Source organism: Nonomuraea sp. NPDC050202, from assembly GCF_040656115.1.
Taxonomy (GTDB): domain Bacteria; phylum Actinomycetota; class Actinomycetes; order Streptosporangiales; family Streptosporangiaceae; genus Nonomuraea.
The window spans coordinates 166,697-188,718 of record NZ_JBFALF010000017.1 but is presented as its reverse complement, the minus strand read 5'-3'; the positions used below and the strand labels follow the sequence as shown (position 1 = coordinate 188,718).

Sequence of the window (22,022 nt, the reverse complement as noted above, 5' to 3'; positions counted from 1 at the left end):
GCTCGGGTAGTCGTGCGAAATGGATATCACCCTGCAGGTGAACGGCGTGCCGCGCACGGTGGACGTGGACCCGCGGATGTCGCTGCTCGACCTGCTCCGCGAACGGCTCGGCCTCATCGGCGCCAAGAAGGGCTGCGACCACGGCCAGTGCGGCGCCTGCACGGTCCTGATCGACGGGCGGCGGGCCAACGCCTGCCTGGCGCTGGCGGTGGCCGTGGACGGCTCGGAGATCACCACCGTCGAGGGCCTGGCCGCGGGCGAGGAGCTGCACCCGCTGCAGAGCGCGTTCATGGAGCACGACGCCTTCCAGTGCGGCTACTGCACGCCCGGGCAGCTCTGCTCGGCCGCCGGCATGCTGGGTGAGCCGGGCCCGAGCGCCGTCACCGAGGACATCCTCCTCGACCCCGAGCTGACGCCCGAGGAGATCAGCGAGCGGATGAGCGGCAACCTGTGCCGGTGCGGCGCGTACGTCAACATCGTCAGCGCGATCGGCGAGGTGGCCAGGTGAAACCCTTCGAGTACGCCCGCGCGGGCAGCACCGCCGAGGCCGTGCGCGACTTCGGCCCCGGCACCATGTACCTGGGCGGCGGCACCAACCTCGTGGACCTCATGCGGCTGGGCGTGGCCGAGCCGGAGCGCCTGGTGGACGTCAGCCGCCTGCCGCTCGACACCATCGAGCCCGCCGGCGACCGCGTCCGCATCGGCGCCACCGTGCGCAACACCGACCTGGCCGCCGACCCGCTGATCCGCAGCCGCTACCCGATGCTGGCGCGGGCGGTGCTGACCGGCGCGTCCGGCCAGGTGCGCAACGTCGCCACCGTCGCCGGGAACCTGCTGCAACGCACCCGCTGCACCTACTTCCAGGACGTCACCAGGCCCTGCAACAAGCGCCGCCCCGGCTCCGGCTGCCCGGCCATCGCCGGCGACCACGCCAACCTGGCCGTCCTCGGCACGTCCGACGCCTGCGTGGCCACCCACCCCTCCGACCTGGCCGTGGCCCTGGCCGCGCTGGACGCCCAGGTGCACGTCACCGGCCCCGGCGGCGACCGCATCATCCCCATGCCGGGGCTGCACCGCCTGCCCGGCGAGGAGCCCGAGCGCGACACCGTGCTCGCCCCCGGCGACCTGATCACCGCCGTCGAGCTGCCGCCCGCGCCGCCGGGCGCCTCGCTCTACCGCAAGGTACGCGAGCGGGCGTCGTTCGCGTTCGCCCTGGTGTCCATCGCCGCCGTGCTCGACGTCGGGCAGGACGGCACCGTGGCAGGCTGCCGCATCGCGCTCGGCGGCGTGGCCCACGCGCCGTGGCGGGCGGAGCGCGCCGAGCGGGCCCTGATCGGCGGCCCGGCGACCGGCGAGGCGTTCCTGCAGGCCGCCGAGGCCGAGCTGGAGCAGGCCCGCCCGCTGCCGCGCAACGCCTTCAAGGTGCCGCTGGCCCGCAACCTGATCGTCGCCACGCTGGAGGAGCTCGCGGCATGAACCGTACCGAGGGGCGCGTCAAGGTCACCGGGCTGGCCACGTACGCGGCCGAGTACCCGGTCGAGAACGTCGCCTACGCCTTCGTCGTGCAGGCGCAGATCGCCAAGGGCCGGGTCAAGCGGGTGGACGCCGCGCCGGCGCTGGAGCTGCCGGGCGTGCTGGCCGTGCTGTCCTGCGAGGCCGCGCCCCGCCTGGCCGAGGACGCCGATCCCGAGCTGGCCCTGTTCCAGAGCCGCGAGGTGGCCTACCGCGGCCAGATCGTCGCCGCCGTCGTGGCCGAGACCCACGAGATCGCCCGCGACGCCGCCGCGCACGTCCGCGTCGACTACGACGCCGACGACCACGACGTGCGTCTGAGCAGCGACCACCCCGGCCTCTACCAGCCCGAGGTGGTCAACCCGAACTTCCCGTCCGACACCGACAAGGGCGACGTGGAGGCGGGGCTGGCGGCCGCCGCCACGACCGTGGACGTCACCTACGAGACGCCCGTCCTGCACAACAACCCGATGGAGCCGCACGCGGCGCTGGCCCTGTGGGACACCGAGGGCAGGCTGCTGGTGTACGACACCGCGCAGGGCACCACCGGCAGCCGCGCCCTCATCGCCAAGACGCTCGGCCTGCCGCAGGACCAGGTGCGCGTGGTGTCCAGGCACGTCGGCGGCGGGTTCGGCTCCAAGGGCACGACCAGGCCGCAGGCGATCCTGGCCGCGCTGGCCTCCCGCATGGTGGGCCGCCCGGTCAAGATCGCGCTGACCCGGCAGCAGATGTTCGACGTCACCGGCTACCGCACGCCCACGATCCAGCGGCTGCGGATCGGCGTGGACGGCGAGGGGCGGCTCACGGCGCTGGAGCACCTGGCGTACGAGCAGAGCTCCACGCTGATCGAGTTCGCCGAGCAGACGACCGTCCCGAGCCGCGTCATGTACGGCGCGCCCGCGCTGCGCACCGGGCACCGGCTGGTCCGGCTGGACGTGGCCACCCCGTCGTGGATGCGCGCGCCGGGGGAGTGCCCCGGCATGTACGGGCTGGAGTCCGCGATGGACGAGCTGGCCTACGCCGCCGGACTCGACCCGGTCGAGCTGCGCGTCCGCAACGACCCGGAGACCGAGCCGGACAGCGGCCTGCCGTTCAGCTCCCGCAACCTGGTGGGTTGCCTGCGCGAGGGCGCCCACCGCTTCGGCTGGGAGCACCGCGACCCGGAGCCGGGCATCAGGCGCGAGGGGGAGTGGCTGGTGGGCACCGGCGTGGCGGCGTCGACGTACCCGGCCAGGCGGTCGCCGTGCAAGGCCGTGGCCACGATGCGGAACGGCGACGTCCTCATCCAGGTGGCCGCCGCCGACATCGGCACCGGCGCCCGCACGGTCCTCAGGAGGATCGCGGCGGGCACGCTCGGCCTCGACCCGGAGCGGGTGCACGTGGAGCTGGGCGACAGCGACCTGCCGGAGGCGCCGGTGGCCGGCGGCTCCATGGGCACCGCGTCCTGGGGCACGGCCGTCGTGCGCGCCTGCGAGGAGCTGCGGCGCGACGGCAAGGAGGGCCGCGCCGACACCACGGACGAGGTCAAGGCGGACGCCGAGCTGGCCAGGCACGCCTTCGGCGCCCAGTTCGCCGAGGTGCGGGTCAGCGCGGTGACCGGCGAGGTACGCGTGTCGCGGCTGCTGGGCGTCTTCGCCGCCGGGCACATCGTGGACGCCAAGCTGGCCAGGTCGCAGTTCCTCGGCGGCATGACGATGGGCATGGGCATGGCGCTGATGGAGGAGACGCTCACCGACGAGGAGTTCGGCGGCTTCCTCCACCGGGACCTGGCGCAGTACCACGTCCCGGCCTGCGCCGACGCCCAGCACGTGGAGGCCGTCTGGCTGGACGAGCAGGACGGCGAGCTCAACCCGATGGGCAGCAAGGGCATCGGCGAGATCGGCATCGTCGGCACCGCCGCCGCGATCGGCAACGCCGTCTTCCACGCCACCGGGCACCGCTTCCGCGACCTGCCCATCACGCCGCCGAAGATCCTCGCCGCGAGGTTTTAGCCGGGCTTTGCATGGAAGAAGAAGTCTCTCGTCCGAAGCGGGAGGCGGCGTGACAAGCGAGATGGCGCGAGAGCGCAACGAGTCGGAGCAGGAGCGGGCGGATCGTAACTTCGTCGAACTGCTGCAGGGCGCGCGTGTGGCGGTCACCGGGGTACAGGTGCTGTTCGCGTTCCTGCTCACGGTGCCCTTCTCCTCCGGGTTCTCCCGGCTGGATCAGGTGGACCGGTGGTTGTACTACGCGGCGCTGGTCAGCGCGGCGATCGCGTCCATCTGCTACATCGCGCCGACGGCGCAGCACCGCGTGCTGTTCCGTCAGGGGCGCAAGGAGACGCTGGTACGCCGCTCCAACCTGTACGGCATCCTCGGCGCCCTCGCCCTGGCCGTGTCGATGACCACGTCCACGATGTTCGTCATCGACTACCTGTTCCAGGCGACGCTGGCGTGGATCACCGCGGGCCTGCTGGCCGCGCTGGCGCTGTGGACCTGGTTCGGGCAGCCGGGCCTGACCCGCAACAACGGTCAGTCCTCGGATCGATCGTCCGGCGAGGGGAACTCGGTGTCGTCGTCGGAGGACTGACGGGTGTAGGCCGCCCGCGCCACCATGTAGGCGGCGACCGACACGGTGATCACCTGGGAGATCCCCACCAGCAGCAGCGGCCCCGCGTACGCCCAGGTGGGCCGGTGCAGCCACATGGCCAGCAGCACCAGCAGCACGCCAAGCACCTGCGGTTTCGTGCCGGCGTGCATGCGGTCCAGCGTGGTGCGGAAGCGCATCAGCCCGGCTCCGGCCGACAGCGCCAGCGCCGAGCCGAGCAGCAGGCAGACGGCCGCCGCCACGTTCACCGCGGCCTCCCCGACGTTGCCGCGTTCACCGCGATCTCCCCGAGAAGAACCGGGCCAGCGACACCGACCCGACGAACCCCAGCAGCGACAGCACCAGCAGGATCGGCAGGTCCGAGTAGTCGTCCCTGGCCACGGCGAACGCCCCGGCGCCGCACATCGACAGCGCCGTGAACACGTCCAGGGCCACGGCCCTGTCCAGCATCGAAGGGCCGCGCGCCAGCCGGTAGAGCGAGGCCGCCGCCCCGCACCACAGCAGCGCCACCGTCGCCAGATAGACCGCCGTCATCCCAGCTCCTCCCGGTCCCGCACGGTCCCGAACGCCCGCACGATGCGCTCCTCCAGCTCGGCCACGTCCGCCAGGACCGTCCCGGTGACGTCCCCGGTCAGGCCCAGGACGTGCACGACGAGCTCCTCGCGGTACTTCTCCACGACCAGCGACCCCGGCACCGTGGACAGCGCGATCATGATCAGCACGATCATGGCCTCGGACGACGTGCGCAGCGGCACCCGGACGATCCGCGTCGGCGGCGGCCCCGGGTGCGCCACCCAGAACACCACCCGCGCCGTCGAGGTCATCATGTTCCAGGCGATCCACAGCAGGAGCCTGGCCAGCGCCACCGGATGCACCCTGACGCCGGGATCGAGGATGGGCAGCGGCAGCAGCCACGTCACGGCCAGCCCGGTCGCCAGCCCGCCCAGCACGTTGCCCACCGTCAGGTCGCCCCACAACGTCACCCACACCAGCGCCAGCCAGGCCACCAGCGGCAGCGGCACCCGCCGCCCCAGCAGCCGCGGCGCCAGCACGTCCCGGATCACGGCCGCCTCCCCGGCACGCCCGGCCTCACGGCCGCCTCCCCGGTGCTTCCGATCTCACGGCCGCCTCCCCGGTGTTCCCGATCTCACGGCTGCCTCCCCAGCACGGCCGTGATGTACGGCTCGCGCGCCATCAACTCCACCGCCGCCCGCCGCGCCAGCGCCGACAGCGGCCCCGCCAGCACCGTGAACGACAACCCCAGCGCGACCAGTGCCGCCACCGACAGCGGCAGCGCCACCGGCAGGGTGGTGGTGGTCACGGTCGGGTCCTCGCCGGTGTGCTCCTCGCTCTCCAGAATCCGGCCCACCCGGTCCGGCCGCGGCGCCCGCCAGAACGCCTTCCCCCAGGTCTTGGCCACCGCGTACAGCGTGAGCAGGCTCGTCACCAGCCCCGCAGCCACCAGCGTCACCGGCAGCCACCCGCCGGCGGCGAGCCCCGCCTGCACCAGCATCAGCTTGCCCAGGAACCCCGACATCGGCGGGATGCCCGACAGGTTCATGGCCGGGACGAAGAACAGCACGGCGATCACCGGCGACGCCTTCATCAGCCCGCCCAGCCGGGTCACCGACGTCGTGCCGGTGCGCCGCTCCACCATCCCGGTCACCAGGAACAGGCTGGTCTGCACGGTGATGTGGTGCACCACGTAGAACACCGCCCCCGCCAGCCCCGCCACCGTGGACAGCGCCACGCCGAACACCATGTACCCGATGTGGCTGACCAGCGTGAAGGAGAGCATCCGCTTCATGTCCGTCTGCGCGACCGCCCCCAGCACCCCGGCCAGCATGGTCGCCAGCGCCACCCACATCAGCAGCGTCGCCACCGGCCCGCCGGGGAACAGCAGCGCCTCCAGCCGGATGATCGAGTACACGCCGACCTTGGTGAGCAGCCCGGCGAACACGGCCGTGGCCGGGGCCGGCGCGGTGGGGTAGGAGTCCGGCAGCCACGCCGACATGGGGAAGATCGCCGCCTTGATGGCGAACGCCAGCAGCAGCGTCAGCTCCACCAGCACCTTCACCTGCTCGGGCAGCGTGGCGAAGCGCTCGGCGAGCTGCGCCATCGACAGCGTCCCCGTGGCGCCGTACGTGATGGCCAGCGCGATCAGGAACAACATCGACGAGGCCAGCGCCATCAGCGTGTACGTGGCGCCCGCCCGGATCCTGGACTCCGTGCCACCGAACGTGAGCAGCACGTACGAGCCGCTCAGCAGCAGCTCGAACGCCACGAACAGGTTGAACAGGTCCCCCGACAGGAACGCGTCCGCCACCCCGGCCACCATCACCAGGAACGCCGGATGGAAGAGCGCCATGGGCGCGTCGTGCTCCTGCTCGTCGTAGGCGTTGACGACCGAGTACACCATCACGCAGAAGGTCACCGCCGACGACACGACCAGCACCAGCGTCGAGAGCCGGTCGGCGACCAGGCAGATGCCGATCGGCGACGGCCAGCCGCCGAGCTCGGTCACCAGCGGGCCGCGCGAGTCGGCCGCGATCATCAGCACCACCGAGACGGCCAGCGAGATGCCGAGCGTGACCAGGCTGATCATCGACTGGAGCTGCCGCAGCCGCCCGCCGATGGCCAGCTTCACCCCGGCGGCCAGCAGCGGCAGCAGCACGGGCACGCAGACGAGGCTCTCCAGCGGGCCGTTCACGAGCGCGCTCTCCCGCATGCCGTCCGCGAGCAGGCTCCCCGCCAGGATCGAGCCGGTCACGAGTTCTCGCCCTCCAGCTCGGGGTCCTGCGCGAGGGCCTGCCGCTCGCGCTCCTCCCTGATGGCCGTGCGCATCTGCTTGCGCGCCTCCCGCTGGCGGGCCTTGAGCTTCCTGCGCAGCTCCTTCTCCCTGGCCGCCTGCCGCTCCCGTCCCCGCTCGTGCTCCTCGCGGAGCTGCTCGATCCGTTCCAGGTTCGACATGGCGCCGGGATCCTCGCGCAGCCCCGCCTCCTCCAGGCGCTCCTGGAGCGCCTCCTCCGGCAGGCCCTCGTAGCGCAGCTCGCGCATCCACCGGCCCAGCTCGTCGTGCACGCGCGAGATGCGCCGCTCCAGGTCCGCCTCCTCCAGCCGCTCCCGCTCGGCCTGCTCGGCCTCCAGCTTGGCCAGCTCGGCCCGCTGCTCGATGACCAGCCGCCGGTAGGCGTCCCGCCGGGCCCGTACGGCGTCGCCCAGCTCGCCGCGCCGCGAGCGCAGCCGCACCCGCCGGTCCTCCGTGTCGTCCTGGACCTCGTCGCTGCCCGTGAGCTGCCACGAGCGGTGCACCAGCGCCAGCAGGAACGCGGTCACCCCCAGGGTGATCACGATCGCGGTGAGCACCATGGCCTGCGGCAGCGGATCGGCGATGCCTGGGGTGTCCAGGAAGGGCGGGCCGCCCGCGTCGCCGCCCGTGGTGACGATGAGCAGGTTCACCCCGTTGCCCAGCATGATGACGCCGGCCAGCACGCGGACCAGGCTCCGCTCCAGCAGCAGCGTCACGCCGCAGGTGATCAGCACGCAGCAGGCGGCGAACGGCAGCAGGGCGACGCTGTTCACCGGGTGCTCCCCTCGGCGTCGATCTGCCGGTCCAGCTCGGCACCGAGCGCGCGCAGCACGTCCTGCACCATGCCGATCACCGACACGTACACGCCCAGGTCGAACAGCAGCCCCGTGGACAGGTGTACGTGCCCGACCAGTGGCACGCTCACGTCCGTGTCCAGCATCTCCAGCGCCGCCCGGCCGAACAGCAGCCCGATCAGCGCCGTGCCCGCCGACAGCGTCAGCCCCACGCCCATCAGCACGCCCGCGTGCACCGGCACGGCCGCCGCCAGCTCGTTCCTGCCGCCCGCCAGGAACCGCACGGTGATCGCCAGCCCGGCCACGATGCCGCCCGCGAACCCGCCCCCGACCCCGCTGTGCCCGATGAACAGCAGGAACACCGACAACGCCAGCACCGTGTGGAACGTCAGCCGCGCCGCCACCTCGAACGCCAGCGCCCGCTGCCCGCGCGGCAGCGTGGCCGCCAGCCAGTGCGTGCGCCCCTCGGCCCGGTGCCCGTGCTCGGCCCGCTCGATGGCGTACGACCTGCGCCGCAGGAACACCAGGCTCGTCACGCCCAGCGTCAGCACGATGAGCACCGCGCTCTCGCCCAGCGTGTCCCAGGCGCGGATGTCGAGGATGATGGCGCTGACGATGTTGCGGGCACCGGCCTCCCGCGCCGCCTCGCCCATGAACGCGCCGATCGGCTCGGCGCGGCGCGCCGCCATCGCCAGCATGCCCGCCCCCGTGACCACCACCCCGACCGCCAGCCCCAGCCCCAGCCGGAACGGGAACGCCAGCCGCCCCTTCTCCGGCTGGATCGGCAGCCGCCGCAGCACGAGCGCGAACACCACCAGGCTCAGCGTCTCGGCCAGGAACTGGGTCAGCGCCAGGTCGGGGGAGCCGTGCACGAGGAACAGCAGCGCCGTGCCGTACCCGGTCACGCCGATGACCAGGGCGAGGAGCACGTACGCGCGGGAGAACAGCGCCAGGACGGCCGCGGCCGCGAGCAGCACGACGATGGCCGGCTGCTCGGGCCGCTGCCAGGCGACGACCGGCACGTCCAGGTGGGGCTCGCCCCCGTAGACGACCGAGAACAGCCCCACGCCGACCGTCGCGAGGAGTGTCAGCATCAGGTAGTCGGGCACGGAGCCGCGCTGGATGAAACCGGTGAGCTGGATGGCGAACCGGTCCAGCCGCCGGATCAGCGACCAGAAGACCTGGCCGGAGTCCACCACGTGCAGCGCCGCCCCCGCCCGCGCCACCGGCTCCCTGGCCAGGAACAGCGCCACCCCGGCCGCCAGGGACACCGCCGACAGCAGCAGCGGGAACGTGAAACCGCTCCAGACCGCCAGGTGGGAGTGATGGCCCGGCTCCTGGAACGTGCCGGTGTAGGCGGACATGGCGCCCTCGTACCAGGGGGCCAGCGGCGCCAGCACCAGCCCCAGGGCGGACAGCAGCGCGGCGGGCACGAACATCGCCGCCGGAACGCGGCCCACCGGCCCCGACGCGGGCAGGGCCTTGCGCGCGAAGGCGCCCCAGAGGAACCGCAACGTGTAGGCGGCCGTCAGCGCCGAGCCCGCCACCACCCCGGCCAGCGCGAGCGGCGTGTCCAGCAGCGCCTCCAGCGCCGCCTCCTTCCCGGCGAACCCCACCAGGGGCGGCAGCCCGGCCATCGACGCGCCGGCCAGCACCGCCACCCCGCACACCCACGGCATCACCGGCCCCAGCCCGCTCAGCTCCCGCAGGTCCCGGGTGCCCGCCGCATGATCGACGATGCCCACCACCAGGAACAGCGCCGCCTTGAACAGCGCGTGCGCCAGCAGCATGCCGACCCCCGCCAGCGCCGCCCCCTCGGTCCCCGAGCCGAACAGCACCACGAGGAAGCCGAGCTGCCCGACCGTGCCGTACGCCAGCAGCCGCTTCAGATCGGTCTCCCGCAACGCCCGCCACCCGCCCAGCAGCATCGTCGCCACGCCCAGCGGCACCGTGACCGCCCGCCACAGCGCCAGGTCGCCGAACGCCGGGCCCAGCCGGGCCAGCAGGTAGACGCCGGCCTTCACCATGGCCGCCGCGTGCAGGTACGCCGACACGGGGGTGGGGGCGGCCATCGCGGCGGGCAGCCACGTGCTGAACGGGAAGATGGCCGACTTCGACAGCGCGCCGGCCAGCACCAGCACCACCGCGGCCGGGGCGAGGTCTCCCGGGCGGAGCTGCGAGATCTGGTAGGTGCCCGCCGCCTGCCCCAGCAGCACGAACCCGGCCAGCATCGCCAGGCCGCCGGACGTGGTGACCGTCAGCGCCTTCATGGCCGCCTGCCTGCTCATGCGGCTCTCCGGGTGGTAGCCGATGAGCAGGTAGGAGAAGACCGTGGTCAGCTCCCAGAAGACGTACAGCACCAGCAGGTCGTCGGCGGTGACCAGGCCCAGCATCGAGCCGGCGAAGGCCACCATCGCGCCGCCGTAGCGGCCGAGCCCGTCGTCGCCCTCGGGGAGGTAGCGGGCGCTGTAGCAGAGCACGAGCACGCCGACGCCGGTGACCAGCGACATCATCAGCACGGCCAGGGGGTCGGCGCGGAAGGACAGCTCCATGCCCGACGCCCACGGGGTGCTCTCCCGCACGGGCAGCCCGCGCACCGCCAGCCACATGGTGTAGCAGAACGCCGCGCCCGGAGGAACGGCCAGCACGGCGAAGCAGGCGCGACCCAGGCGGGCGGCGAGCCAGGGAGCGCAGGCAGCCGCGACCGCGTGCAGGATCAGCAGCGACTCCATGGGCTCCTCGGGCGGTCTCCCAGCGTTGCGGGGCTGGCCGGTGGGAATTTCCGGCTACGTCCGCCCAATCTCTCCCGCCGCCACCACCCTCACCACGCAGGCGCGGCCGGGGTTGACCCGAAAGACACCAGTCCCACACCTCGCCGAGGTGCGGGACTGGTGAAAGACCTGGAGCGTCAGGCCTGGGGATGGGGATCGCGGCAGGACCCGGCCCGCGGGGCCGTCGCCGTGATCAGGTACTGGTCCACCTTGCGGTCCAGGCAGGCCGATCCGCGGCGGTATCCGGTGTGCCCGTCGGCGTCGTTGGTCAGCAGCACGCCGTTGGAGAGCTGCCTGGCCAGCGACTCGGCCAGCTTGTACGGCGTCGCCGGGTCCCGCGTCGTGCCCACCACCACGATCGGCGGCGAGCCCTTGGCCTGCACCTTCTTCGGGTACCTGGTGCCCTTGACCGGCCAGTGCGGGCAGGGGTTCTCCGGGTGGTCGACGCAGTTGATGGCCATGAGCGCCTCGAAGCTGTTGTCGTAGCGGCCGTCGGGCCGGCGGCCGTTGCTCTCGTCGGCCAGCAGCAGCAGCTTCGTGCCGTCGCCCCGGTACGCCGCCGCCAGCGCCTGGCGCAGCCTCGGCCAGGAGCGGGGGTCGTACATGGAGTAGTCCACGGCGGCGCTCACGACGGCCTCGGTGACCTGCCGGCCGTCGTACTCGTTGCGCAGCGGCGACTTGTCGGCCTGCTCGTAGAGCTCGTCGAGCTGCTCCTGCGCGCCCTCGACGGTGCGCTCGCGGAACGGGCAGTCCTCGGACTCGAAGCAGTCCTTCATGAAGGACTCCGTCGCCACCTGGAACGCGTTGTCCTGGTCGGCCATGAGGTCCTTGGAGTTCTCCGAGGGGTCCTCGGCGCCGTCGAGCACCATCGCGCGGATCCGCTTCGGGAACATGTCCGCGTAGACGGCGCCCAGGTACGTGCCGTAGGAGAAACCCAGATACGTCAGCCGGGCGTCACCCAGCGCGGCCCGCATCACGTCCATGTCGCGCGCGGAATCCACGGTGCCCACGTGGGCCAGCAGGTCCTTGCCGGAATTCTTGGCACAATAGTTTGCGAAAACTTTGTCCCAGTTTTCTGCTTTCTTGACCTCGGCCTTGGTGTCCGGCGTCGGATCGATCGCGAAATACGCGTCGAGATCCAGGGTGTCGAAACAGCGCACCGGCGAGGACGCGCCGACGCCGCGCGGATCGAAACTCACGACGTCGAACCGTTCGCGGATGCCGGCGGAGACGACGTCCTTGGTCGCCTTGAGCGTATCCACGCCCGAGCCGCCGGGGCCGCCGAAATTGAGCACGATCGAGCCGATCTTCTTCCCGGTCGCCGGGAGCCGGACCATGCTGATCCCGACCTGCTTGCCGCTGGGCTTGGCATAGTCCAGCGGCACGGACAGCGTGGCGCACTCGTACCCGTTGCCGCACCCGGCCCAGGCCAGGCGCTGGCCGTAGTGGGAATCGAGCGGGGCGGAGGTGGCGGCGGCCGTCCCGGTCGAGCCCGTGACGGCGATCAAGCCTGCGAGGACAGGCGCAAGGACTTTGCTTGGACGTCGCATAAGAGCACATTCGTAGGCAACACTTGCGACGTTCTTTATAGACGCTCGACGAGATCCGATGCAAACCGGAATGGATTCACTGCGAGAAGCGTTTCCACCAGGGTAGCGACGATGGGGTGACTTCCGTACGCCAATTCCAGGGGGAGCGAGAACCCATGTCGCAGCAGAATCGCCCGGTGCGCGGCGACCATCCGTACGAGCAGAAAATCACCTCGACGGACGAGCACGAGGAACGCGCCGGCCGCAGCCTGATCACCACCGACCACGACGTCATCCGCCAATGGGCCGAAGAACGCCAGGCCCGCCCCGCGAAAGTCCCGGGAACGGAACACGACGGCCGGGCGGGAGTGCTCCGCTTCGACTTTCCCGGGTACGGCGGCGGCGACCTGGAGGAGATCTCCTGGGACGACTGGTTCGAGACGTTCGACGAGCGCGGCCTGAACTTCATCTACCAGGAGCACCGCAAGGACGGGAACCAGAGCAACTTCTTCCGCCTGGAGAACCCGGACCGCGAGGACGCCTGAGGGCGCGCGATCCCCGCGCGGGAGGACTTCCCGGCTGCCGCCCGGCCTTCTCGCGCTCTCCCGGTCCCCGGGCCGGGTCGCGACGCCCGCGATCTACCAGCGGCAGGAAGTCAACAAACGCCGCCTCTCCGGCGAGCACGGCTCACGGGACCGCGCCCCTCAACTCGCGGCCCCTCAACTCGCGGCCCCTCAACTGGCGTCGGACACCCGCCGCTGCACCTCGTCCGCCAGCCGATCCAGCGACCGATCCAGCAACTCCCGCACCTCATCGGCCCGAGGCCCCGACTGGGCCTCGTCCAGCAGGCTGATGTGCACGGTCACCTCGCTGGCCCCGGCGGCCGAATCGGCCACCTGCAGCCACCCCGAGTAGTCGGGATGGTCCCGGCCGCCCCACTCCACCCGGAGCTGCTCCTCCGAGGCGCGGAACAGCCCTTCGTGCTTGCCGTCCCCAGGCACCAGCGAGCCGCCGGCCTCCACGGTGCCGGGGCCGCTGTCGTGCACCGACAGGCCCTGCGGCAGCCACCGGTCCATGATCTCCACATCGGACGCCACCCCGAACACCACCATGCTCTCCGCCGGCATCCCGCGCGTCGCCTCGAACTCCGCCATACCGTCCCCCAAGAGGCACCCGAGTTCCAATGCCAGCGCCGTACCCCTGTGATCTGCTCGCAAACAGCGGTCGTCCCGCCGGTGTCTCCCGCTACCGTGTCGTTGCGTTGGGTAATCGTGCGGCGAGGGGAGAGCGGGGCGATGGCGGAGCCGCCACGGGTGCCGCCGGAGATGTTCCGGTTCACCAGCACCGAGCGGGCAGACCTGCACACCGCGGTCCTCCACGCGTTCGGCGAGGCCGGTGAGCGGCTCGTGACGGCGCTTACGGTCGACGAGGTGCGCGAGCGGCTGCGCTCGGTGGGATGGTACGCCCCGGTCTCCGAGCAGGACCTGGCCGCGACGCTCAAGCAGCTCGCGGGCTGGGGGCTGCTCGACGTGATCTTCAATCACGCGGGGAGTTTCGCCACCGCCGAGGAGTACGAGCGCAGGAACCTGCAGTACTCGCTGACCAGGCGGGGCGAGGCGGCCTTCGCCGGGATGCAGCACGCCATGGCGGCGCTGTCCTCCGTCGGAGCGTTGCAGACGGCCGTGCTCGACGCGCTCGCCGACCGGCTGGGGGAGCTCGACGGGCTGCTGCGCGACCCGGATCCGGGACGCAACCGGCGGATCTTCACCTGCCTGCAGGAGCTGGAGGGGCACCTCGACGGGCTGCGGGCCAACACCAAGCAGTTCAACGGCGACCTGCAGCGGCTGCTGCGCGTCGAGGGCGCGGATCTGGCGACGTTCCACGAGGTCAAGGCCGCGACGGTGGCCTACCTGCAGGAGTTCGTGACGAGCCTGGAGCAGCGGGGCGAGACGATCGCCGCCGCGCTGGAGTCGGTCGCCGGCCACGGCGTCAGCGTGCTGCACGCCCGCGCGCTCGACGGCGCCGACCTGCCGAGGGTGCCCGGCGCCGAGCACGCGACGGCGTGGCTGGCGGTGCGGGCGGCCCGGTGGGAGGGGCTGCGGTCGTGGTTCGCGCCCGAGGACGGGAGCGCGCCGCGGGTGCGGCGGCTGCACGACGTGGCGCGGCGCGCCATCGTGTCGTTGCTGCAGGTGCTCGACCGGATCACCGACTCGCGCCGCCGCTCGTCCAGCGCCGCCGCCGACTTCCGCACGCTGGCCCGCTGGTTCGCCACCGCGCCCGGCGAGGACGACGCGCACCGGTTGTGGGACGCGGCGTTCGGGCTCGGCTCGGCCCGGCACGCGCATCTCGGGCACGCCGACGCCGAGCTCATCCCGGCCGGCGTGCCGTGGGCGGAGGCCGAGCCGGTCGAGGTGTCGGCGCTGCTGCGCTCGCGCGGGCGCACGGAGCGGATGGGGCGCACGGGGAAGGTGCGCGACGTGGCCGCGCTGAAGGCCGAGCGCAGGAAGCGGGCCGAGCAGGAGCGGGCCGAGCTGGAGGCCGCCTGGGCGGCGCTGGCCACGACCGGGGCGATGCGGCTGTCACAGCTCGGCAAGCTCGACCACGACACCTTCGGGCGGCTGCTCGACCTGCTCGGCCGGGCGCTGGCCGAGCGGCCCGACTCGACCGGGTTCCGGCGGGCCGTCACCTCGGACGGGAGGGTGGAGATCGTGCTGCGGGCGCCCGAGGACGGCGCGGTGGCGGTGCTGCGTACGCCCGAGGGCTGGTTCCGCGGCCCCGACTACCTCATCGACGTGCGGACCCTCGGCGAGGCCGGGCTCCGCGGGCGGGCGGCGAACGCATGAGCAGCCTGGCCAACCAGCTCGTCAGGGCCGAGAAGGAGGAGATCGCGCGGGCGATCAGGACGTTGCTCGGCCGGCCCCTCGTCTCGCGCCACGACGATCCCGCCGCCTTCGACCTGATCAGGAAGCGGCGGGGGCCGCTGATCCAGTGGTTCGACTACTTCTGCGGCTGGCGGCTGATCGTGGAGCCGCGCCAGGGGTACGCGCGCCTGGTCAAGACCGGCCCGCCGGGCCCGCGTACGGCGAGCCGTCCCGCGCGGCGCCGCCGCACCACCCGCGCGCCGTTCGACCGCCGCCGGTACACGCTGCTGTGCCTGTGCTCGGCCGAGCTGCTGACCTCGCCGGTGACCACGATCGGGATGCTGGCCCAGCGGGTGGTCCAGGCGGCCGCGGTGGAGCCGGACGTGCCCGCGTTCGACCCCGTCAGGAACGAGGAGCGGGCCGCCTTCGTCGATGCGGTCAAGCTGCTGGAGCACTACGGGGCGGTCACCGCGATGGACGGGGTCACCGAGGCCTACCTGGGCGATGAGGACGCCAAGGTGCTGTATCGGGTGGACACGACGAGGGTGATCCGGCTGCTGGCCGCGCCGGTCCCGCCCTCCAGGGTGGCCGCCGCGCCCGCCCCGCCGTCCGGGGCGGGTGCCGCGCCGGTCGCGGCCTCTGCCGAGGCGCAGGGGACGGGTGTGCCGGCGGAGCTCACCGCCGAGGCCAGGTATGGCGGGGACGAGCCGACCGGGACCCAGCGCACCCTGTGGGCCCGCCACTCCCTCATCCGCCGCCTGCTCGACGAGCCCGTCGTCTACCGTGACGAGCTCACCCCGGCCCAGTCCGCCTACGCCGCCTCCCTGACCGGCTGCCGGCTGCTGCGCCGGGCCGCCGAGGAGGCCGGGTTCGTGCTGGAGGAGCGGGCCGAGGGCTTCCTGCTCGTGGACCCCGACGCCATCGCCACCGACACCAGGTTCCCCGACGACGGCAGCCACGCCAAGGTGGCCGCCCTGCTCATGCTCGACCTGCTCGTCACCTCCGGCCCCGTCACCGCCGAGCGGCTGGACGCCGAGGCCGCCAGGCTGCTGCGCCGCTTCCCGCAGTGGGCCAGGGCGTACCAGTCCGACGGCGGCGGGCCGCGGCTGGCCGCCGACGCGCTGGAGGTGCTCACGCAGTTCGGGCTCGCCCGCCGTAGCGGTGACCAGGTCGCCGCCCTGCCCGCCGCGGCCCGCTACCGGGTCGAGCGCGCCGTACAGGAGGATTCGTGACAGTCACCGAGCTGGCCCTGCCGCGTGCCGCGCAGGGAGTGGACGCCCGCTGGACCCCCGTACGCGCCGGGATCCTGAACGTGTGGCGCTACTACGACGAGGTGTTCGAGTTCCACCGGGGCAGGCTGCTGCTGCGCGGCCCCAACGGCAGCGGCAAGTCCAAGGTGCTGGAGCTGCTCTTCCCGTACGTGCTGGACGCCAGCCTCAAGCCGAGCAGGCTGTCCACGTTCGGCGGCACCGAGCGCACCATGCACTGGAACCTCATGGGCGACGGCGCCTCCGGCACCACCCGGGTCGGGTACGTGTGGCTGGAGTTCCGGCACTCCGACGGCCGCTGGTTCACCTGCGGCGCCCGGCTGCAGGCCACCGTCCACACCAAGAACGTCACCGCCGCCTACTTCACCACCGAGGCCCGCGTCGACACCCCCGACGGCATCCGGCTCACCGGCGAGGCCGGGCAGCCGCTGACCAGGGCCCAGCTCGTCGACGAGCTCGGCACGTCCGGCAAGGTGCACGAGTCGGCCGAGTCCTACCGCACCGTCGTGCGCCGGACGCTCTACCGGAAGCTGAACGAGCAGCGCTACGACTCGCTGCTCACCGCGCTGCGCCAGCTCCGCACGCCCAAGCTGTCCGAGCGCCTGGACCCGGGGCTGCTGTCGGACCTGCTGTCGAGCGCGCTGCCGCCGCTCGGCGAAGGGGAGATCCACGAGATCGCCGAGGGGTTCGAGCGGCTCGACCGGCAGCGGGAGGAGCTGCGGCTGCTCGACCGCGACGTGGAGGAGGCCGACCGGCTCGCGGGGCGCCAGCGCGGGTACGCCCGGCGGGTGCTGCGGGCCGCCGCCGCGGCCGTGATCTCCGCCGGGTCCGCGCTGGACGCGCTGGCCGCCGAGGTGAAGGGCAAGCGGGAGGCGCTCAAGGAGGCCGAGCGGGAGCTCGACGCGACGACCGTGCGGCTGGGGGAGGAGGAGGCACAGGAGCTGGCCCTCGCGGCGCAGATAGACGGGCTCAAGGAGAGCGAGGCGTACCAGGCGGGCGGAGACCTGCACCGGCTCCGTACCGAGGCGCAGGCGGCGCACGAGGTGGCGGCCCGCATGCGCGACCAGGCGGGGCAGGCGGCGCGGGCGGTCACGGCCAAGCAGGAGCTGTCGGCCCACGCCGCCGCCGACGCCCGCGCCGCGGCGGCGCTCGCCGAGCGCGCCCGCGCCGACGCCCGCCACGCGGCCGAACGCGCCGGCCTCCTCACCGTCCACGAGGAGACGGAACGGGCCGGCGCCGACCGCGAGCCGCCTGGCGTGACGCCCCGCGCCGGCCGGGAGCCATCCGGCGTGATGGCCGGCGTGATGGCCGGCGCCGACCGCGAGCCATCCGGCGTGACCGCCCCCGCCCACCGGGAGCCGCCCGGCGTGGCGGCCCGCGCGGCCGTGGCGGCCGATGGGGAGCCTGGCACCGGCAAGGCGGACGTCGCCGGCGACGGGGCGGACAGCGAGGCGGCCGTGCGGCGGGCGCGGGAGCTGCTCAGGGCCGCCGTCACCAGCCGGGCCGCCCAGATCAGGGAGGTCAGGGCGGTCGCGATCCGGCACGAGGAGGCGATCAGGCGCCGCACCACCGCCGAACACGACCGCGACCGGGCCAGGGACGACCTCGCCACCGCCCAGGAGGCCCACGACAGGGCCGAGCGCCTGCGCGACGACCGGGCCCGCGACCTGGCCGCCGGCCTGGCCGACTGGGCGGCGGGCTGCACCCAGCTCCAGCTCGACCCGGGCGTGCTCGCCGGGCTGGCCGACGACGTCGAGCGGGCGGGCGAGCTGATCGGCACGGCCCGTACGATGGCCGCCGTCGAGCTGGCGGCCCGCGAGCAGCACGTGACGGGCCGCCGCGCGCGGCTGGCGGCCGAGCGCGCCGGGCTGGCCAGGGAGCGCGAGAGCCTGAGCGACAGGACCGTGCTGGAGCCGCCCGCCCCGCACACCCGCGGCACCGCCGCGAGGCAGGGACGCCCGGGCACGCCGTTGTGGCGGGCCGTCGCGTTTAGGTCCGGGCTCGACCCCGTGGCCCAGGCGGGGGTGGAGGCGGCGCTGGAGGCGTCGGGCCTGCTCGACCTGTGGCTGCGGCCCGACGGCGGGTTCGACCCGGGGGAGCACGACGCGATCGCCGTGGCCGCGCTGTCCAGGCCCGCCCCGGGCTACAGCCTGGCGCACGTGCTGTTCACCGAGGCCGACTCGCCGGTGCCCGCCGACACCGTGCTGGCCGGCATCGCGTTCGCGCCCACCGCGATCGGCGTCGACCATCCGGCCGTCATCGGCGCCGACGGCACCTGGCGGCTGGGCCCGGCGGCCGGCCGGTGGGTCAAGCCGGAGCCGTCGTACATCGGCGCGACCGCCCGCGAGCGCGCCCGCCGCCGGCGGATCGCCGAGCTGGACGACCGGCTCGGCGAGCTGGCCGGGCGGATCGCCGAGTGCGACCACCTGCTCGCCGTGGTCGACGGCGACCGCGACACGCTGGCCGCCGAGCTGCGGCGCAGGCCCGACAGGAGGCCGTACGCCGAGGCGGTGCAGGCGCTCGACGGGGCCGTGCGGCGGGTCGCGCTGATGGAGGACCAGCTCAGGGCGTACGAGGGGCGGCTGCAGGAGCGCGAGCAGGACGTCACCCGGTCGCTGCGCCGCCTCACCGAGCTGGCCGACCGCCACGCCCTGCCCGCGGCGCCGGCCGCGCTCGACAACCTGGAGGAGGCGCTGCGCACGGCCGAGACGGCCGGCACCGTGTGGCACGACCGCCGCGCCGACGCCCGCGCCGCCCGCGAGCGCGCCGGCCTGGCAGCCGAGACCGCCACCGGGTACGAGCAGCTCGCGATCGAGGCCGTCGAGCGCGCCGAGGAGGCCGCGGCCGCCGCCGTCGTGCTGGCGGAGCGGCTGGGCGCGATCGAGTCGGCCGTCGGTGTCGAGCACCAGCGCGTCCTGGAGCGGCTCCAGCACACCCAGCACGCCTACCGGGCCTGCCGCCGCCTCATCAAGTCGGTCAACGACGACCTGGCGCGGCTCAACGCCCGGCTCGGGCAGCTCCGCGGCGAGCTCGGCACCGCCGAGGACAAGCAGGCGGAGGCGGGGCGGGTGCGCGACGAGGTGTCGGACCGGTTCCGCCGACTGGCGGCCGGGCACCTGCCGGTGGACGCGAAGGTGACCGTCGAGCTGGCCCCCGAGGCGGGGGCGCGGGCCGTCCTGGAGGCGGCCAGGGCCACGGCGGGGCAGCTCGCGTCCGTGCCGTACGAGCACAAGAACGTCAGGGAGGCCGAGGCGCGGCTGCAGGACGCCTTCCACCACGCCAGGGAGGTCCTGGCCGGCCGGGCGGACCTGGAGCTGGCGCCGGACGAGGACGTGCAGGTGCTCACCGCCACCGTCAACGGCGTGCGGGCGGGCGCGGCGGCGCTCAGCGAGGCGCTGCGCAAGGAGCGCGACGAGCGGCGCTCGGACATCACCGAGGCCGAGCGCGACCTGTTCGACCGCACGCTGGCCGGCGACACGCGGCGGCACCTGGCCGACCGCATCAAGCAGGCGACGGCCCTGGTGGAGGGCATGAACCAGCGCCTGGAACGGGTCCGCACCGCCTCCCGGGTCGCGGTGCGGCTCGTGTGGCAGGTCGATCCCACCCAGTCGCCCGGCACCCGCGCCGCCCGCGACCTGCTGCTGCGCGACCCGGCCGGGCTGACGGAGTCCGACAGGGAGGCGCTGTACGCCTTCTTCAGGGACCGGGTGGAGGAGGCGCGGGCCGACAACTCCTCGGCGAGCTGGGAGGACCAGCTCATGAAGGTGCTCGACTACACGGCCTGGCACCGGTTCGTGGTCAAGCTCGACCGGGGGGACGGGCAGGGCTGGCAGGACCTGACGAGGAAGCTGCACGGGGCGCTGTCGGGCGGGGAGAAGGCGATCGCGCTGCACCTGCCGCTGTTCGCCGCCGTGGCGGCGCATTACCAGACCGATCCGGGGTGCCCGCGGTTCATCCTGCTCGACGAGGTGTTCGTGGGCGTGGACAGGACGAACCGGGGGCAGGTGTTCGATCTGCTGGTGGATCTGGGGCTGGACCTGGTGCTGACGTCGGACCACGAGTGGTGCGAGTACCGCGAGCTGGACGGGATCGCGATCCACCAGCTCATCACGGGGGACGGCGACGACGCGGTGACGACGGCCCGTTTCGTGTGGAACGGGTATCGGACGGTGCCGGCCGAGTGAACGCCATCGCCGTTACTGAATCGATTTAAAAATTTGATCGCAAACGTGGAAATGTACCCGCGCCGCGCCAGCTTAACGAGGTATTGACACCGTACACCGGCCCGTTTTACGTTCTGGACACCTTAAAACGTTTTGCCAAAACGTTGCCGGAGGGCACATGCGTGAATCTCCTCCCATCCTTTCGCTTCGCAACGTGAGCAAGTCTTTCGGCGCCGTCCAGGCACTCAGCGGGGTGCGGCTGGACCTGTGGGCAGGCGAGGCCCACGGCCTGGTGGGCGAGAACGGCGCCGGCAAATCGACCTTGGTGAAGGTCCTGGCCGGCGCCCATCCCGCGGACGCCGGCACGTTGACGGTGGACGGGAAGGAGCTGAGACCGTCCGGCCCCGGGGACGCCCAGGCAGCCGGCATCGCGGTGATCTACCAGGAGCCCACGCTGTTCCCCGACCTGTCCGTGGCCGAGAACATCTTCATGAGCCGCCAGCCCCTGCGCTCCCTGCGCCGCATCGACGCCAGGGCCATGCGCGCCGCCACGGCCGAGCTGTTCGCCAGGCTCGGCATCCACCTCGACCCCGACCGCCCCGCCCGCGGGCTGTCCATCGCCGACCAGCAGCTCGTGGAGATCGCGAAGGCGCTGGCGTTCGACGCGCGCATCCTGATCATGGACGAGCCGACCGCGGCGCTGTCGGGCGTGGAGGTCGAGCGGTTGTTCTCGGTGGTCGCCTCGCTGCGCGAGTCGGGCGCGGCGGTGCTGTTCATCTCCCATCGCTTCGACGAGATCTTCACGCTGTGCCGGCGCGTCACGGTCATGCGGGACGGCCGCTGGGTCTCCACCGACCCGGCCGCCGCGCTCACCGTGGACGAGCTCGTCCGCAGGATGGTCGGCCGCGAGGTGTCGTCCCTGTACCCGAAGGCGGACACGACGGCCGGGGAACCCCGGCTGGAGGTCAGGGGGCTGACGCGGCACGGCGTGTTCGCGGACGTGGGGTTCACGGTGCGCGGCGGGGAGATCGTCGCGCTCGCCGGGCTGGTGGGGGCCGGGCGCAGCGAGGTGGCCCGCGCCGTGTTCGGCGTCGACCGGTACGACGAGGGCGAGGTGCTGGTCGACGGGAAGCGGCTGCCGGGAGGCGACACGGCCGCGGCCATCGCCGCCGGGCTGGCCCTGGTGCCGGAGGACCGCCGCCAGCAGGGCCTGGTGATGGAGCTGTCGGTGGAACGCAACGCCACCCTCACCCGGCGCTGGTCGCTGAGCAGGCTCGGGCTGCTGTTCGGCGGCGGCGAGCGCGCGGCGGCCCGCGAGTGGAGCGAGCGGCTGCGGGTCAAGACGGCCCGGCTGACCGACCCCGTCTCCACCCTGTCGGGCGGCAACCAGCAGAAGGTGGTGCTGGCCAAGTGGCTCTCGACGGAGCCCGGGGTGCTCATCGTGGACGAGCCCACCCGCGGCATCGACGTGGGCACCAAGGCCGAGGTGCACCGGCTGCTGTCGGAGCTGGCCGGGCAGGGTGTCGCGGTGCTGATGATCTCCAGCGAGCTGCCCGAGGTGCTCGGCATGGCCGACCGCGTCCTGGTGATGCACGAGGGCCGGCTGGCCGCCGACATCCCGCGCGAGCGCGCCGGCGAGGAGTCGGTGATGCTCGCCGCCACCGGCCAGAACGGCGGTGCCGCGTGACGGCGGCCGGCGTGCTCGGCGGGGCCAAGGGGGGCACCCGGC

General features: G+C 73.3%; 17 protein-coding genes. 9 read left to right on the top strand and 8 right to left on the bottom strand.

Features of this window, described 5'->3' with window-relative positions:
* Positions 1 to 19: 19 nt before the first annotated feature.
* From AB0I79_RS36090 to AB0I79_RS36075, 4 genes are read left to right on the top strand one after another with little or no spacing between them, the layout of a single operon-like run.
* Entirely contained in the window at positions 20 to 508 is a 489-nt protein-coding gene (locus AB0I79_RS36090; RefSeq protein WP_357883152.1) for a 2Fe-2S iron-sulfur cluster-binding protein, read from the top strand.
* Entirely contained in the window at positions 505 to 1,476 is a 972-nt protein-coding gene (locus AB0I79_RS36085; protein WP_357883149.1) for a xanthine dehydrogenase family protein subunit M, read from the top strand. Before AB0I79_RS36090 ends, AB0I79_RS36085 begins: the two co-directional genes overlap by 4 nt.
* Complete coding sequence (locus tag AB0I79_RS36080; RefSeq protein WP_357883146.1) at positions 1,473 to 3,503, top strand: xanthine dehydrogenase family protein molybdopterin-binding subunit; 2,031 nt, start codon at positions 1,473 to 1,475, stop codon at positions 3,501 to 3,503. The genes AB0I79_RS36085 and AB0I79_RS36080 overlap by 4 nt, the downstream gene beginning before the upstream one ends.
* A gap of 49 nt (positions 3,504 to 3,552) precedes the next feature.
* Positions 3,553 to 4,080, top strand: coding sequence for a DUF6328 family protein (locus AB0I79_RS36075; RefSeq protein ID WP_357883143.1), 528 nt, complete (start codon positions 3,553 to 3,555; stop codon positions 4,078 to 4,080).
* On the opposite strand, the gene AB0I79_RS36070 is transcribed toward AB0I79_RS36075, so the two are convergent.
* The 7 genes from AB0I79_RS36070 to AB0I79_RS36040 form a co-directional block, all read right to left on the bottom strand.
* The gene (locus AB0I79_RS36070) at positions 4,023 to 4,346 is read right to left on the bottom strand and encodes a monovalent cation/H(+) antiporter subunit G (protein ID WP_357883140.1); all 324 of its coding nucleotides are present in this window, start codon (positions 4,344 to 4,346) and stop codon (positions 4,023 to 4,025) included. The two genes, AB0I79_RS36075 and AB0I79_RS36070, sit on opposite strands and share 58 nt — an antisense overlap.
* A gap of 25 nt (positions 4,347 to 4,371) precedes the next feature.
* Positions 4,372 to 4,632, bottom strand: coding sequence for a monovalent cation/H+ antiporter complex subunit F (locus tag AB0I79_RS36065; protein WP_357883137.1), 261 nt, complete (start codon positions 4,630 to 4,632; stop codon positions 4,372 to 4,374).
* On the bottom strand, positions 4,629 to 5,162 hold the full coding sequence (locus AB0I79_RS36060; protein ID WP_357883134.1) for a Na+/H+ antiporter subunit E: 534 nt from the start codon (positions 5,160 to 5,162) through the stop codon (positions 4,629 to 4,631). The genes AB0I79_RS36065 and AB0I79_RS36060 overlap by 4 nt, the downstream gene beginning before the upstream one ends.
* Before the next feature lie 83 nt (positions 5,163 to 5,245).
* Positions 5,246 to 6,826 (bottom strand): Na+/H+ antiporter subunit D, encoded by a 1,581-nt coding sequence (locus AB0I79_RS36055; RefSeq protein ID WP_357883355.1) that lies wholly within the window; start codon positions 6,824 to 6,826, stop codon positions 5,246 to 5,248.
* A gap of 38 nt (positions 6,827 to 6,864) precedes the next feature.
* A complete protein-coding gene (locus AB0I79_RS36050) occupies positions 6,865 to 7,680 on the bottom strand; it encodes a Na(+)/H(+) antiporter subunit C (RefSeq protein ID WP_357883131.1) in 816 nt (271 codons plus the stop codon).
* Positions 7,677 to 10,433: a Na+/H+ antiporter subunit A gene (locus tag AB0I79_RS36045; RefSeq protein ID WP_357883128.1), complete on the bottom strand. Its 2,757-nt coding sequence runs from the start codon at positions 10,431 to 10,433 to the stop codon at positions 7,677 to 7,679. The genes AB0I79_RS36050 and AB0I79_RS36045 overlap by 4 nt, the downstream gene beginning before the upstream one ends.
* Positions 10,434 to 10,609: 176 nt before the next feature.
* Positions 10,610 to 11,980 carry an alpha/beta hydrolase gene (locus AB0I79_RS36040; RefSeq protein WP_357883125.1) on the bottom strand — a complete coding sequence of 457 codons (1,371 nt, stop codon included), beginning with the start codon at positions 11,978 to 11,980 and terminating at the stop codon, positions 10,610 to 10,612.
* 197 nt (positions 11,981 to 12,177) lie between these two features.
* Here AB0I79_RS36040 and AB0I79_RS36035 point away from each other — a divergent pair, with 197 nt between their 5' ends.
* Entirely contained in the window at positions 12,178 to 12,546 is a 369-nt protein-coding gene (locus AB0I79_RS36035) for a hypothetical protein (protein WP_357883122.1), read from the top strand.
* Positions 12,547 to 12,735: 189 nt separating this feature from the next.
* On the opposite strand, the gene AB0I79_RS36030 is transcribed toward AB0I79_RS36035, so the two are convergent.
* On the bottom strand, positions 12,736 to 13,155 hold the full coding sequence (locus tag AB0I79_RS36030) for an SRPBCC family protein (protein WP_357883119.1): 420 nt from the start codon (positions 13,153 to 13,155) through the stop codon (positions 12,736 to 12,738).
* A gap of 141 nt (positions 13,156 to 13,296) precedes the next feature.
* Between AB0I79_RS36030 and AB0I79_RS36025 the strand changes: the two genes are divergently transcribed.
* The 4 genes from AB0I79_RS36025 to AB0I79_RS36010 all read left to right on the top strand — a co-directional run bounded on the left by AB0I79_RS36025 (position 13,297) and on the right by AB0I79_RS36010 (position 21,980).
* Complete coding sequence (locus AB0I79_RS36025; protein WP_357883116.1) at positions 13,297 to 14,844, top strand: TIGR02677 family protein; 1,548 nt, start codon at positions 13,297 to 13,299, stop codon at positions 14,842 to 14,844.
* Complete coding sequence (locus AB0I79_RS36020; RefSeq protein WP_357883113.1) at positions 14,841 to 16,094, top strand: TIGR02678 family protein; 1,254 nt, start codon at positions 14,841 to 14,843, stop codon at positions 16,092 to 16,094. The genes AB0I79_RS36025 and AB0I79_RS36020 overlap by 4 nt, the downstream gene beginning before the upstream one ends.
* Positions 16,091 to 20,314: a TIGR02680 family protein gene (locus AB0I79_RS36015; protein ID WP_357883110.1), complete on the top strand. Its 4,224-nt coding sequence runs from the start codon at positions 16,091 to 16,093 to the stop codon at positions 20,312 to 20,314. Before AB0I79_RS36020 ends, AB0I79_RS36015 begins: the two co-directional genes overlap by 4 nt.
* 157 nt (positions 20,315 to 20,471) lie before the next feature.
* Positions 20,472 to 21,980, top strand: coding sequence for a sugar ABC transporter ATP-binding protein (locus AB0I79_RS36010; RefSeq protein ID WP_357883107.1), 1,509 nt, complete (start codon positions 20,472 to 20,474; stop codon positions 21,978 to 21,980).
* Positions 21,981 to 22,022 lie beyond the last annotated feature (42 nt).

Bases quoted from the DNA above. Each gene is read 5' to 3' on its own strand.
- AB0I79_RS36090 (WP_357883152.1), top strand. From the start codon at position 20: ATGGATATCACCCTGCAGGTGAACGGCGTGCCGCGCACGGTGGACGTG.
- AB0I79_RS36055 (WP_357883355.1), bottom strand. From the start codon at position 6,826: ATGCGGGAGAGCGCGCTCGTGAACGGCCCGCTGGAGAGCCTCGTCTGC.
- AB0I79_RS36010 (WP_357883107.1), top strand. From the start codon at position 20,472: ATGCGTGAATCTCCTCCCATCCTTTCGCTTCGCAACGTGAGCAAGTCT.
- AB0I79_RS36080 (WP_357883146.1), top strand. From the start codon at position 1,473: ATGAACCGTACCGAGGGGCGCGTCAAGGTCACCGGGCTGGCCACGTAC.
- AB0I79_RS36020 (WP_357883113.1), top strand. From the start codon at position 14,841: ATGAGCAGCCTGGCCAACCAGCTCGTCAGGGCCGAGAAGGAGGAGATC.
- AB0I79_RS36065 (WP_357883137.1), bottom strand. From the start codon at position 4,632: ATGACGGCGGTCTATCTGGCGACGGTGGCGCTGCTGTGGTGCGGGGCG.
- AB0I79_RS36025 (WP_357883116.1), top strand. From the start codon at position 13,297: ATGGCGGAGCCGCCACGGGTGCCGCCGGAGATGTTCCGGTTCACCAGC.
- AB0I79_RS36030 (WP_357883119.1), bottom strand. From the start codon at position 13,155: ATGGCGGAGTTCGAGGCGACGCGCGGGATGCCGGCGGAGAGCATGGTG.
- AB0I79_RS36045 (WP_357883128.1), bottom strand. From the start codon at position 10,433: ATGGAGTCGCTGCTGATCCTGCACGCGGTCGCGGCTGCCTGCGCTCCC.
- AB0I79_RS36035 (WP_357883122.1), top strand. From the start codon at position 12,178: ATGTCGCAGCAGAATCGCCCGGTGCGCGGCGACCATCCGTACGAGCAG.